The sequence below is a fragment of the Paenisporosarcina sp. TG20 genome (assembly GCF_000286315.1).
Classification (GTDB): Bacteria; Bacillota; Bacilli; order Bacillales_A; family Planococcaceae; genus Paenisporosarcina.
Genome location: NZ_ALJG01000256.1, coordinates 1 through 14060 on the forward strand (window position 1 = coordinate 1; position 14060 = coordinate 14060).

Annotated in this window: 11 protein-coding genes, 2 pseudogenes and 1 riboswitch; of the genes and pseudogenes, 10 read left to right on the forward strand and 3 right to left on the reverse strand. The window is 35.3% G+C overall.

Translation table 11 applies throughout. The annotated features are described in order from the left end of the window. The 3 genes and pseudogenes from B371_RS23985 to B371_RS0107005 all read left to right on the forward strand — a co-directional run. A pseudogene (locus B371_RS23985) lies at nucleotides 1–196 on the forward strand (hypothetical protein); the annotation flags it as partial. Nucleotides 197–273: 77 nt separating this feature from the next. Continuing rightward, a pseudogene (locus B371_RS22800) lies at nucleotides 274–904 on the forward strand (transposase); the annotation flags it as partial. A 513-nt stretch (nucleotides 905–1417) separates the two neighbouring features. Beyond that, nucleotides 1418–1945: a hypothetical protein gene (locus tag B371_RS0107005; protein ID WP_019413593.1), complete on the forward strand. Its 528-nt coding sequence runs from the start codon at nucleotides 1418–1420 to the stop codon at nucleotides 1943–1945. A 161-nt stretch (nucleotides 1946–2106) separates the two neighbouring features. Here the strand turns inward: B371_RS0107005 and B371_RS0107010 are convergent, their stop codons facing one another. Further along, nucleotides 2107–3216, reverse strand: coding sequence for a signal peptidase I (locus B371_RS0107010; protein ID WP_019413594.1), 1110 nt, complete (start codon nucleotides 3214–3216; stop codon nucleotides 2107–2109). Between the two features lie 257 nt (nucleotides 3217–3473). Here B371_RS0107010 and B371_RS0107015 point away from each other — a divergent pair, with 257 nt between their 5' ends. From B371_RS0107015 to B371_RS0107045, 7 genes are all read left to right on the forward strand, one after another. Beyond that, nucleotides 3474–4043, forward strand: coding sequence for a hypothetical protein (locus B371_RS0107015; RefSeq protein ID WP_019413595.1), 570 nt, complete (start codon nucleotides 3474–3476; stop codon nucleotides 4041–4043). 572 nt (nucleotides 4044–4615) lie between these two features. After that, a riboswitch (cyclic di-GMP riboswitch) is annotated at nucleotides 4616–4699 on the forward strand. Nucleotides 4700–4755: 56 nt separating this feature from the next. After that, a complete protein-coding gene (locus B371_RS0107020; RefSeq protein ID WP_019413596.1) occupies nucleotides 4756–5412 on the forward strand; it encodes a hypothetical protein in 657 nt (218 codons plus the stop codon). Nucleotides 5413–5486: 74 nt separating this feature from the next. After that, entirely contained in the window at nucleotides 5487–6599 is a 1113-nt protein-coding gene (locus tag B371_RS0107025; RefSeq protein WP_019413597.1) for a DUF5305 family protein, read from the forward strand. Next, nucleotides 6586–8295 (forward strand): sensor histidine kinase, encoded by a 1710-nt coding sequence (locus tag B371_RS0107030; RefSeq protein ID WP_019413598.1) that lies wholly within the window; start codon nucleotides 6586–6588, stop codon nucleotides 8293–8295. Before B371_RS0107025 ends, B371_RS0107030 begins: the two co-directional genes overlap by 14 nt. After that, complete coding sequence (locus B371_RS0107035) at nucleotides 8295–8936, forward strand: response regulator transcription factor (protein WP_019413599.1); 642 nt, start codon at nucleotides 8295–8297, stop codon at nucleotides 8934–8936. The genes B371_RS0107030 and B371_RS0107035 overlap by 1 nt, the downstream gene beginning before the upstream one ends. Before the next feature lie 251 nt (nucleotides 8937–9187). Next, nucleotides 9188–10501: an NAD-dependent malic enzyme gene (locus B371_RS0107040; RefSeq protein ID WP_026022988.1), complete on the forward strand. Its 1314-nt coding sequence runs from the start codon at nucleotides 9188–9190 to the stop codon at nucleotides 10499–10501. Nucleotides 10502–10560: 59 nt separating this feature from the next. Then, nucleotides 10561–12129, forward strand: coding sequence for an amidohydrolase (locus B371_RS0107045; RefSeq protein ID WP_019413601.1), 1569 nt, complete (start codon nucleotides 10561–10563; stop codon nucleotides 12127–12129). A 198-nt stretch (nucleotides 12130–12327) separates the two neighbouring features. On the opposite strand, the gene B371_RS0107050 is transcribed toward B371_RS0107045, so the two are convergent. Further along, nucleotides 12328–12864, reverse strand: a complete 537-nt coding sequence (locus B371_RS0107050; protein ID WP_019413602.1) for an isoprenylcysteine carboxyl methyltransferase family protein — start codon at nucleotides 12862–12864, stop codon at nucleotides 12328–12330. Continuing rightward, the gene (locus B371_RS0107055; RefSeq protein WP_019413603.1) at nucleotides 12855–13934 is read right to left on the reverse strand and encodes a type III polyketide synthase; all 1080 of its coding nucleotides are present in this window, start codon (nucleotides 13932–13934) and stop codon (nucleotides 12855–12857) included. Before B371_RS0107055 ends, B371_RS0107050 begins: the two co-directional genes overlap by 10 nt. Nucleotides 13935–14060 lie beyond the last annotated feature (126 nt).

Below are 14060 nucleotides of genomic sequence, written 5' to 3' on the forward strand. Positions count from 1 at the left end.
TTTTTATATGGAACCCGTTGATTTCCGTTCCAGGCGGACGCGTTCCGCCGGCATGGCTTCAGCCGCTTCCCTTGCTACGCTCAGTCCAGGGTCTTCAGCTCATGCTAATCCGGCTGGAGTCGCCGCCTTTCACTACAATCAACTAGTGTATTTCTACATCGAAGAATACCTTCTATCTAAAAAATCATCTTGTTGAGGCATACTAAAATAAAGTAAATGCAGGTGGTGTTCCCCGTGATTCTCAACCAAGAAACCCTTCTTCTAAATCCGTACATGGAGATTTATGAATTTGTCGTGCCAAAAGATAATATGCTTCGACAAATGAATGAACTTGTCGATTTTTCTTTTATTCTAGAAGAATTAAAATAAAATACTGTTTAGATAACGGTCGAAATGCGATTACGCCTATCCGTATATTCAAATACCTATTATTAAAAGCTATTCACGATGTAGCCGATGTGGACTTAGTTGAGCGTTTCAAATACTATATGTCCTTTAAATACTTTATGGCCAGGAAGTTGACGTCATCGGTCCAAGTTAACTGACAAAATTTCATCGACTGCGTCTAAAAGATGTCGGTCTATTAGATATGTTGATTGATAAAACCGTTGAAATCACACTGGATAAGAACATTATTAAAAGTAACACCATTATTGTTGACGCCATTCATACAAAAGCACGTACAATCAAAAGTCACCAAAAGTGTTTTACAAGAGAAATCAAAAAATGTCCGAAAAGCAATCTATAAAAATGAAGTAACTTACTATGAAAAAATAATTGCCGTAATTGAAAAAAGTACCCGCTGTCAAAGAACGTTTAAATTATGTTAAAAGAAGTTGTCGAGGATTATCAAGTGCACCTTTCCTATTCCTCAGATATTGATGCACGAAAAGACCATAAATCAAATCAGCTGATTTATCTTTCTTTGGCTAGAAAAAATGTAATTTTTTCAGTGTCCTCAATACTTACAGATATCCTTTTTATATCTTAAGAAATTCTTTATTTTTTCCTTAAGAATTCTTGGATACAATAAGGATTAACGAAGGGAGAGGTAAAAGCAACTAAGATTGATGCCATACTAGCGTTGAGACAGGAATTATAAGCTGTATTTAAAAAGAATATTGTTATATCTTAGATATTATTTCTCCCCAAATTAGATCTGTCTTTTAGCTTTTCCCTTGAGAGGCAAGGTATTAACTTTTACGGATCTCTCTAGAATGTATTTGTATTAGTCTAAAAGAGAAACCCTTCCTTCTACCATTCTATATTTTGACGATAATTTAAAGTGGAATTAAAAACTAGCAGAGGTCCCATGCCTAGTTTCCTAAATTTAAAACTATAAATTAGTCATTTTTCAGTTATAAATACATATAATCTTGGAAAGAATGTGTATATTAGTTGGAAAGGAATGGTAGTGGTGAAAAAGAAGATTCAAGGAATTTTTTTAGCTTTAACCTTATTAGTAGGTATTAGTACTATTTATGCAAAAGGAGATTCAGATTCTAACTTTGCACGTTTGTATGAAAACACGTTTCAAAAGGGAGTTTCAATGATAGGTTCTAAAACATTGGCTGTTGCCGGGACAAGCCTTAATTATGTAAGAACGTTTGCTTTACAATCAAAAGAAGAAATTGATGCTAGGATTGAAATTTTTCAATACAAACAAGTTAATAAAGCAGTTGCTGGCATTGTTGACTATAGAAACGATATTAAGAGTCAAGTAGTTAATAATGATGATACTGATATGGTAGAGGAAAATTTGGCTGAATCACAACAACCGCCAAGCTCTGAGCTATCACCAGTTCGAACACCAGAACCAGATCCCAAACCCGAACTAGACTTAAAACAATCAGAACCAGAACCGAAACAAAAACCAGAACTAGATCCAGAACTAGAACCAGAACCGACACCAAGCACTACACGGGATCCATTAACTGAATTGTAGTTAGAAAATGATAGTTCATCTTGATCTTCATCAAGTATAGTCTCCATTACGATACAAATGATTTCCTAGGAGATTAGAAGAAGAATAAAAAATGCTAAAGGACCCTAAAGGGTCTTTTTGCATTTTAGTTTCTTATTGAGAAAAATAAAATGCAATCCCAACTAGAATGGGATTGCATTTTGTAAATTTCTTTTTTTCCTTTTCAAAAACTTTATTGTACTTCTTCTCATTTTTCCGTCCACCATAGGATAAATGATTAAAGGTAATCCTGGTATTAATGAAACTACTACAAGTGCTAACCAATAACTCTTCTCGGCAAGATAATAAATAAATGCAGATGGTAAAAACGGGTAAAATAATCCTACTTGAATAGATGTATCGTACTTACCAGGTGTTTTTGCATTGACAGTGAATGTGGTATCAATTTGCTGACCTGATGAAAGTGGAAAATTGTTATGACTTAACTTAATTTGCGTATCATCCGTTGTAATAGCTCCGATTAATTTAAGAGCACCACCATTATTTAGCTCTGATAATGGTTTTGAAACTTCATCACCAACCTTTAGAATACCAACTGAACTACCCATTAAAACACCTTGATTTTGCTCAGTAACTTCATAAACAAGGTTTAATTTTTGACCAGAAGCAAGCATAGTTGCACCCATAATAATGGCGATGGTTAGACCACCTATCATATAAATAAGTTGAAGTTCTACCCCCTTAGTTTTCTTTCGTCGTTGTTTACCAGATCTTAACTCACCGATTCCAATGATCACTGCAAGAATTAATGCAATTCCTGGTAATGTATATGGACTTTTTTGGTATTCTTCCGCCCATAATGATAAGTAACCTAATTTCGGAATGACAATTGGAGTTTCTCCTATTGTAAATGCTCTACCAGAAATTTCTCCTCTTTCAATCGGATTCGTGCCATCTGAACTCTGGTCAGGATAATCATTGGCATCCCCTTTAGTAATAAAGCCTTGGCTCGCACTCCCTTCTAGTACTCTGTGAGCAATCCATCCATTTGATGAAAGACTTCCTTCTTCAGTTTTAAAAAAAACAATATCCCCTTTATGTACTTCTTCTTTCTCATTTAGGTTATCAATGATTACCATATCCCCTCTTTGCCAGATAGGATACATACTATTAGATGAAATAACAGTCAGTAATACAGGTTCTTTTGAAATAGCTGATCCAACTGCAGAAATTAATGTACATAAGATAACAATTGCTAACAAAGTGTTAACTATTCTTCCAAATATCTTCATAAAATCCCTCCTTCATTAGTTTAATGTAGTTTTTAAAGAAATTTAAACCCTCCAAAGTAGTATTATTCTGGTACAAAAGTATACCTACTCTACTCATAATAGGTAGATAAGGGTATACCTAGTAGGATTTCATTAGTAGACAAATGATAAAAAAAAAGCATACCTATGAGGAATTATAATCAAACATCTAAACTCCTATACTTAAAATAGTTACAAAAACGGTGAAGAGCCGAAAAAATTTTAGGAGGATATTAAAAATGAAAATGAAAAAAAGTTTACTAAGCGTGGTATTTTTATTAGCCACTTCAAGCGCGATGGCAGCAATGTCGTTCTCAAGTGCATCTGTAGTAAGCGGTATGGACGTATCCTTAGTTGACACCGATAAGGCATTACTCGCTCTAGAAGCTAGCAGTGAACACAATGCGGCGTATTATGCAAATCATCAATCAACTACTAACCAGTTATATCTTGATTTAGACAAAGGAAATAACGGCGGTGATTTTGGGGTACAACCGAATAGTGTTTACACATGGGATGACTTGTTTAAAGTTACTAACAACTCAGAACATGAAGTGAAAGTGAATATCACTACAAATCCTACATCCGGTGGAAGAATTAATCTATCTGCTAGCACTGAAGGAACTGACTGGACTAGATTGTTAGGTATACATGGTTCAGGTGGAAGTCTTTCATTCGACCTAGCTGCAGGAGCAAGTACATGGATTGATATTAAGACCGATTCTTTAAATGGTCGTGATGCATTCCCTGAAGGATTTGAATTAATTGTTGACGCAGAAAAAGTAGAGACAACGGCAACTTTAAATTAAATAATAAAATGGAAAGAAAGAATCAATGGTCAAGTCCACTGATTCTTTCTTTTTACTATTTGAGTCAATTTCATAACACCTCAATTAGATAATAAACACGAACATTTAATTGGTTATTATATTAATTGTCTGTAAATTTTAGACAGGTATCGTTTGATTGTAGCGCAAGGCGGCGACTCCAGTGGGAACAGCACGAGCTGAAAGCCCCGCAGGAACAGAGTGACGAGGAGATTGAAGCCGTGCCCCACGGAAAGCGTCCGCATGGAGCGGAAATCAACTTTGTTATGATAATATTACTAGATTTTTTATTATGAAATTGACTCATTTAATGAAAGAATAAAAGAGCTTTGCTATGTCAAAACTAATATAAATAGTAGATAAAACGATATAGAGTGATTTTCTACATAATATATTAATCGTTATTGTTAATTAGCGACTCTTATTCGAACAACTATAGAGTCGACAGATTGCGATAAATAACTCTTTTAAAATGCAAAAATAGAACTCACTTAATTGCATAAAATGGCAAAATATTAGAGATACTATAGTTATAATGGTATATGGAATAGGAAATTTATCAAGGAAACTGGGAAGTATGTCTTATATTTGGGTGCCTGAGACATATGGAGTGATTGGCACAACCGACCTGATTAAATTTGGACTTCATGTTCAATTTAATTAGGTTTTTATTATGAGAAATGGAGGAAACGTATTGAAATTAACTCTTTCTTTAACAGTTCTTTTTTTAGCCGTAACCTTTCTATTGTCGCAAAGTAATAGTTTTTCCTATGCTCAGATAAAGAGTGAAGCGGGGTTATCTATTGTTCCAGAAGATAAAGCTCTAATAGCTATTGCCTACGGACCCGGTAAACAGTTTGAAATCACCAATAATACTGGTAAAGCTATAGTGTTAGACCGCGTTGAGTTACTGGGGGCATCTGAAAATGAAAAAGTAGAGTTGGGGACCAATACTTCCTCAATACAGCCAGGGGAAACTAAGAGATTTAATATTACTGGTGATCCAAAGGATTTAGTCGGCAAAGAGATTCACATAGTAGCCAGTTGGAATGGTGGTCGTACAGAATTAAAATCAGTAATACCTGAGAAACTAGCTAAAGATGATGAGCCAATAATCCCAGTAATAGACGAAGAGGCAGTAGAAGGCGAAGAGTCAGTGACAGATGAAGAACCAGTGACGGATGAAGAGCCAGTGATAGATGAAGAACCAGTGATAGATGAAGAGCCAGTGATAGATGAAGAACCAGTGATAGATGAAGAACCAGTAATAGATGAAGAGCCAGTGACAGAAGAAGAGCCAGTGACAGATGAAGAACCAGTAATAGATGAAGAGCCAGTGACAGGTGAATAACCTGTAATAGATGAAGAACTAAAAGTAACAGAATGAGAGTATTAAAAGCGTTAGTAAGAGAAGGGGTAATAGAAATGAGAAAAATCGTAGCTAATTTGTTCAAAAAAACTAATATAAAATTAATTTATGTACTTCTACCAATCTTTATTGTATCAGCTGCAATATCAGTTTACTCATTGTCAAAGCCAGCATCTGTTACTGAGGTAATTAACGATAACTCATTACAAATGGAAACAAGTTATGATTACAAGGCCACGATTACACCAAATATTCTTTATCCAGAAGGTGGGACTATTGAGGTTGGTAACACAATATTCAAGAAAATCACAACTGCAATTCCATTCACCTTAAAATCCACAGTAAAGTCAGAGAATGAAGTTATTGCAAAAGGCACTCATGAAGTTCAATTAGTAGTTAAAGCTGGTGAGTTCTGGGATAAAACATTTCCATTAGAAAGTAAACAATCATTTGAACAAAAAGGAACCGATTTATCAATCTTGAATGAAACGTTCACTATTGATTTAGAAAAAATAAAGACTTTCATAACACAGGTAGAAGAAGAAACAGGAATAAGACCAGATCAATATGTACTTGAAGTTGTTCCGAATATTCAAGGCACGATTAATTACGCTGAAAAAGAAAGTGTTTTGAAGGCAGAGGATAAATTAATTTTCCAATATTCTTATGAAGAAATTAAGCTAGCTAGTGAAAAAGAGTACTCGTCAGTAACACCCTTTACAACCAACCAAGTAATAAAGAATACTATTAGCTTGTTTGGTTTCGTCATACCTTTAAATTTAGTTCAAATAGTAAGTATGTTATTATCTGTACTATTATTGATTCCAATGGTTTTTATCTACAAAACTTGGATGAAAGATCAAATTAAACCAACTATGTCACAAGTAGATAAGATAAACAAAAAATATGGAAGTAGAATTATCACTGTTTCACAGAAAGAAAATGTTTCTCAAAAGTCCATATTCACACTTTATTCTTTTAAATCATTATTAAAAATTTCTGATGAAAAAGAACTTCCGATTTTTTCATTTAGAGAATCTCTAAATGAAAGTGCAACATATTTTATTATCGATGGAGATTATTTTTATAACTATGAAACAAGTAATGTGAGTTTGGTTAGAAGTACTAACAAAGATACAGGAGTAGGTAAGGCATATGTGGAGGGTTAATAAGGTTTATTCTTTATTAAGAAAGAATCCCTCTAGTAAATTGCGTTTGGTATTTTTGTACCGCTATATATCTTTGGTCTTAACGTCTGTATTTTATTTGATCGGTCCTCAGTCACCATTTATTTTTAAAATAGGGGTAGTTGTATCACTAGGTGTTGCAGCTTGGATTTTAACAGACTTACAGAGAAGATATTCAGGGAATAATAGAATATTAAAAGCAATTGTGTTAACAGAAACAATAGGTTTGACTTTGTTACTAATTCCGACAGGTGGTATTGCAAGTCCGTTTATCTGGTATGCTCTTAATCCAGTTCTGATAGCTGCAAGTTTTCTAACCCCCTTGTTTTGTTGGGGGACATTAACCTTTTACCTTGGTAGTGCTACATTAATTGCTTATCCTCTATTTCGAATAGAGAATATGATTATTTTAGAAGAAAAGTCTTATTTTTATCTGGTTTGTATACTAACAACGTTGCTAGCAAGATTATTTTCGGGACTTACAAAAGAACTAGATTCAAAAGCTACTCTTTTAAATGTGCAGCAAGATGAATTGTTACTGGTAAATAAAAAGCTCATCGAAACGAACGTGAAGTACCAGGAAAGATTAGAACATATTATGTCCCTTTACCATTTAATGCAAAACTTTTCTTCTAAAAGAAGTGCAGAAGGGATAATTAAAGAAATAACAACATCATTACTTAAATCTACGCAAAGTGAAGAAGCTTTCTTTTGGCTAACAGATTTAAATCATCATAATAGTCACTTGATAAACACCACAAATAACGGAGAATTGGAAGATGTTCTAAAGAATGAATGGAAGACAATTCGAGGCAGAAAAGAACCTTTTGTTTGGAAGATTAACAATGAAATTTACTGGATGAAAATGATTAGAACCTCTAACAATGTTGGAGTTCTAGGAGTAAAGGTATTTAGTTCTAGTGAAGAGAGTAAACCATTTCTATTAAACAGTACATTAGATTTCTTAGCAGAGCTTAGTGAAATTATGCTTGAGAGAATTCACATGGATCAAATGATGGGTCAGATGATTGTAATAGAAGAACAGAATCGTATTGCCAATGAAATCCATGATAGCGTTTCACAAAGATTGTTTGGAATGGTTTATTCATTGCATAGCTTAAAAGTTAAAAGTCATAATATTTCGAAAGATGAATTACAGCAAGAGTATCAATTTCTGTCACAGACAGCCAATACAACTATGAAGGAACTTAGGGCTGCAATTTACCGACTAAGCTCGGTAAAGAAAGGTGAACAACCATTTATTGTCCGTCTAAAAAAATATTTAGATGATTATGGCAAACTCAATGTTATTACTATTAATTATCATATAACTGGTGATGAATCCTTTATTACGAACAAACTTAAAAATGAACTATATCGAATAAGCTGTGAAGCTTGCGGAAATGCAGTTCGACACGGAGATTGTCATGTTATTGATCTTAGATTATCTTTATCTGAAGAGAAAACGATATTGGTAATTCAGGATGACGGGATTGGAATTAGTCCAAGTATTGATGGTGAAAAGCGTGGTAAGGGAATTGGACTCTTTAATATGCAAAGTATTGTAAGTTCTTTTAGTGGAACATTCTCAATAGATGGAATACAGGGTTCAGGAACAAAAATACAAATAGAAATTCCAAATATCAAGATGTTAAAGACACAAAAGGCGGTTGGATAATGAAACTAGTTATTGTTGACGATCATCCATTAGTTAGAAAAGGATTAACATCCATATTTTCTTTAGAAGAATCAATGGAAGTTCTTGGAGAAGCAACAAATAGTAAAGAAGCAATAGAACTTCTTGGTAAAACTAAGCCTGATTTAGCTTTAGTTGATCTACGCTTAGGGGATGAATCCGGTTTGGAACTTATAGTAGAGGTGATTCGACAAGGATCAACTTGTAAATTTGTCGTGTTGACTTCATCAACGGAAGAGGCAGACTTTAAACGAGCAAAAGAAATAGGAGTTGCAGGGTATTTATTAAAAGAATCATTGCCTGAAGAACTAATACATGCATTGTTAGTAATAAGCAAAGGAAGAAAATATTATGATCCAGGAGTACTTGATTTGATAATGCAATCCAACGATTCCCTGAAAGAGGATGGATATATCGAACAGTTAACTCCTAAAGAAAAAGAAATATTAATTGAACTAGGCAAGGGACGCTCAAATAAAGAAATTTCAAAAATTTTGTATATTACCGAATTCACAGTAAAAAAACATGTAAGTCAGGTATTTGCGAAGCTTGGACTAGCCGATAGAACACAAGCAGCACTTTATGCTAATGCAAAAGGTTTAGTCACCTATGTCATTAATTAATGATTGAAGAAGATTCACTATGATATTTCTTCTATATTTTTTTACTAAAGTTATTGACATGTCTTTTACAAATGCTCAAAGCAAACCTGAAAACTATTTAAAAAGCTAAAGAAGCTCTTTACTGGGGCTTTTTTGCATGCGAAAGATTATTCATTGTGAAAAAAGTACATAGTACTAATAAATTAGTGCGAAATTTGTTATAATTTATGAACGACTTTTTCCTTGAGAACATAAAAAACGAGGAGGTAATTATAATCCAACGAGATGTAATTAGAACATTAATAGTAGAGACATCATCTAAACCAGGAAACTTCGCTAAAGTGGCAACAGCCATCGGTTTAGCTGGTGGAGACATAGGAGATATAACCACAATTAAGGACGGCATCCTCTCAACTGTCAGAGACATTAGTGTGTTTTGTGAGAGTTCCGACCAATTAGAGGACGTAATTAAAAATGTTCGAGCACTTGGTCCAGATGTGATTATTCACGCAATCACGGATGATGTGTTAAAAGCTCATGAAGGTGGAAAAATCCGCATGAAGAGTCGAATTGATGTACGTTCTTTAGGAGATTTACAGCGAATATATACGCCGGGTGTCGCGAGTGTTTGTTTGGATATTCAAAGCGATCCTGATAAGGCACGTTACTTTACGAGTATTGGCAACAGTGTAGCCATTGTTACTGATGGTACTGCCATATTAGGACTTGGCAATATCGGTCCTGTAGCAGGTATGCCTGTTATGGAAGGAAAAGCAGTTTTATTTGATCAATTTGTAGGGATTAGCGGAATTCCAATTTTACTAGACACAAGTGATCCCGATAAAGTCGTTGAAACAATTAAACATATTCACCAGGGTTTTGGTGCTATCTTACTTGAAGATATCGGTTCACCCCATTGCTTTGAAATTGAGGAACGTTTAAAAGAAGAATTAAACATTCCTGTTATGCATGACGATCAACATGGTACTGCGGTCGTAGCATTAGCCTCAGTGTTATCTGCTTGCAGAGCTACTGGTGTTGATCCAGAGAAAGCGGTTATTGGACAAGTTGGTTTGGGCGCAGCGGGTCTAGCTATATGTCGTATGTTAATGGCGTATGGCGTAGAAGAAGTGTATGGGAGTGACCTTCAACAAGAAGCCTTAGACAGACTGAAAAGTTATGGAGGGCAAACGTTACAGTCGTTGGAGGAATTAATGGCGACATGTGATATAGTAGTTGCAACTACAGGCGTCTCTGGATTAATTAAGCCAGAAATGATTCGTCCTGGACAAATTATTCTAGCACTTTCAAATCCGAACCCTGAAATTATACCTGAAGATGCCTTAGCTGCAGGTGCCGCATTTGCCGCAGATGGTCGTTTAGTAAATAATGCATTAGGATTTCCAGGTATTTTCCGTGGTGCTTTAAACGCTGGAGTGAGTGAAATTACGTATCCAATGCTTGTTGCTGCAGCACGTGCATTAGCAAATCACACTAAACCAGGTGAGTTAATACCCAATCCATTGGACCCTACTGTACATCAAGTGGTGACAAGGGCAGTTGAACTAGCAGCACAACAAAAATAATTTAAAACCGTCTTTCATTCAACTTCGAATGAGACGGTTTTTAAAGTGGAGGTGACAACATGACAAAAACCTGTTTTCATAATGCAACGTTTTACACCATGAAGAATTCACAAGATACAATAGAAGCGATATTGGTTGAGAATGGAAAGACAATAGAAGTCGGTAGTTTTGAACATGTTAAGAAACAGGCTGAAGAATTTGTCGATTTACAGGGCACATTTGTGTATCCAGGATTTGTTGACAGTCATATACATATGATCGGGCATGGAGATAAATTACGATATATAGATCTTTCCAAGTATATGTCAGTAGAAAAAATGACCAAAGACTTGAAAGAACTTTTAAGTGAGCATCCAGTTGGTGAATGGTTTGTTGCAGAAGGCTGGAATGAAAATAATTTTGACAATCAAAAGATAATTTCTAGATATGAATTAGATCAGTTGTCAACAAGTCCACTTGTATTAAAAAGGATATGCCGCCATGCTGTGATCGTGAACTCTAGTGCGCTGGCGTTAGCAGGCATTACAAAAGATACACCTGATCCAAGTGATGGGGTAATAGTAAGAGATGAAAATGGAGAACCAACTGGATATTTATTAGATGGTGCAAAGGCTATTGTTGAAAAGCATATTCCTGAAGTATCTGCCTCACAATTAGTTATTTCTATTGAAGCAGCAGTAAACGATTTAATTTCACGTGGATTTACAGGTGTACATACGGAGGACATGAGTTATTATGGGGATTTTATAAAACCACTTGAAGCCTTTAAGCAAGTGGTTGGGAACCACCGAAAATTCCGTGTGAATTTGTTAAGACATCATGCTGTGTTTGAAGAAATGATATCTACAGCAACTTATGATGAACCTTGGATTGAACCAGGAGCGATGAAAATTTTTGTTGATGGTTCTCTTGGTGGGCGTACGGCCTTACTTAGTATGCCATATACAGATGATCCAGCTACTCAGGGTGTCGCCATTCATACACAAGAAGAATTAAATGCACTTGTGGCGAAAGCTCGCTTTTATGGACAAGCTGTCGCTGTTCATTGTATAGGTGATTTAGCTATGGAAATGATTTTGGTAGCCATTGAAAAACATCCTGTTCCTCTAGGGAAACGAGATCGCTTAATTCATGCAAATGTGTTGCGGGAAGATTTGGTTAGTCGTATGGAAAAACTAGATATAGTTCTAGATATTCAGCCTAGCTTTGTTACTTCAGACTTTCCATGGGTAAAAGAACGATTAGGAGAAGGGCGACTTGACTGGGCGTATGCCTGGAAAAAGCTATCGGACCGAGGCATTTTATGCAGTGGTGGATCAGACTCCCCAATTGAAGAGGTAGACCCTCGCCTAGGTTTATATGCAGCAATTACAAGAAGAAAACCTGGAGAAACATATGGTGGCTATCAACCTGAAGAAAAACTTAGCCGTTATGAAGCGGTCGCTTTATACACGATTGGTAGTGCGCAAGCGATTAATAAGGAAAATGAACGTGGTTACATTGACGTGAACTTTGATGCTGATTTCACTGTCTTTGATCGTGATTTATTTAAAGGACCAGATGAGCAAGTACTTGAAGCACAAGTGTTGAAAACAATCATTGCAGGCGATATTGTTTTTGAAAAATAATTCGACATTATATAATGTGCTACAAATAATTACTGAAATAAAATACAAGTAGCGAAATGCTACTTGTTTTTATTTGGGAACAACGCTTAGTTTTATCGACATATGGCAAGTAGATGTAAATGGACAAAGCAGAGTAAATGAAAAAGTAATCCTATTAATACGTCTCAAACAGTAGCAAGGGAAAACTCAAATTCTTAATCAAAACACTTCTTTATAGTTAGTTACTTCGCGCAACGCCGCTTCTTCAATTGGAATGCGTACACGTAAAATAATAAAATTTAATAAAGTAAATAATAACGCGGTGAAATATGCTCCAAACATTAACGGAATTACAAGTATTTCAAATGAAACGACAACATAGTTAGGATGTTGTATAAAACGAAACGGGCCTTTTTTAACCACCTGAGCACCTGGTAAAACAAGTATTTTCGTATTCCAGAAACGGCCAAGCGAAGAAATTACCCATATCCGCATCATTTGTAAAGCTAAGAAAACTAAAAATAAAGGCACCCAATATACAGGCACAGTTCGATCAAAAGCCAAAAATTCTATAATTACACTAATGAAAAATAAAACATGCATTGCTACCATATAAGGATAATGACTTGCGCCGACTTCATAACCACCTTGTGAGCGTATCCAAGTTTCATTATTTCGAGCGATAAATAATTCGACAAGTCTTTGTAAAATAACAAAACCTATCACACTGATGAAAAATATAGTCCCTATTGCCATTCAAGTAACACCAACTCTCCGCTAAAACCAGGTCCTAGAGCTGTAAGCAGCCCTTTATCTCCAGGTGAACAACCCAACTTCATGAAAGCTTCTAGTACGTATAAAACTGTAGGCGAAGACATGTTTCCATGTTTCTTTAATATGTCTCTTGAAATTGCGGTCTTCGATGATTCGAAGCCAAGTGCTTTTTCATAAGCAGTTAAAACCTTTTTCCCACCCGGATGTGCAATAAAATGGTCAAGCTGACTAGAGGTGAGTTGATGATCTGACAAAAACTCTGAAACAAAAGGCTCTAGCCATTTTTCAATGATGGAGGGAATGCTTTTAGAGAAAATCACATGAAGTCCATCATTTTTCATATCCCAACCCATAACTTCTTCTGAATTAGGCATAAGTTTAGAAGAAGTTGCAACGAATTTTGGTACAGCTTTCTTAGATACTATCTCGGCATCATTGCCACAAACTAAGGCACACGCTATTCCATCAGCAAATAGAGAAGCACCTATTAAATTACTCTTACTAAAGTCATTGGGTTGAAATGTTAGACTACATAATTCAACACATAACACCAGAACCTTTGCTTTGGGGTGGGCTAAACAATAATCATGAGCTCGACTTAAACCCGAAGCTCCACCAGCACAACCTAATCCCCAAATGGGTATCCGTTTGACGGAATCAGAAAATGGAAGTTGATTAATTATTCGTGCTTCAATACTAGGAGTGGAAAACCCTGTACTCGAAATAAAGAAAATGGCATCAACTTCTGAAGGGTGAATAGAATCAACCAAAAATTCTTTATTTTGAAGACAGGCATTAATAGCTAACACTCCATAAGAAGTGGCTAATTCAATATATAATCGATTGCGTTCTTCTAAATCATGTGTGTGTTCAAACCATTCAATGGGTACGCAAAATTGACGAGACTCAATATCCCCATTTTCAAAAACTTTTAACATGCGCTCCAAATCTGCGTAATGGTCAGTAAATAAATTTCTTAATAAAGTTGATGCATCTTGTTGAGAGTAATTATATGAAGGGAGAAAAGAACTGACAGAATGAATTTTGGACATATAGACTCTCCTTTTGACAAAGATTATAGTCCTAGTTTTTCCAATAATAATAAAGATATTCATTATAACTATAAGAACTTTAATAAATAGTTTTCTTTAGGTTACTATAAGAGGTTGTTCAAAAAG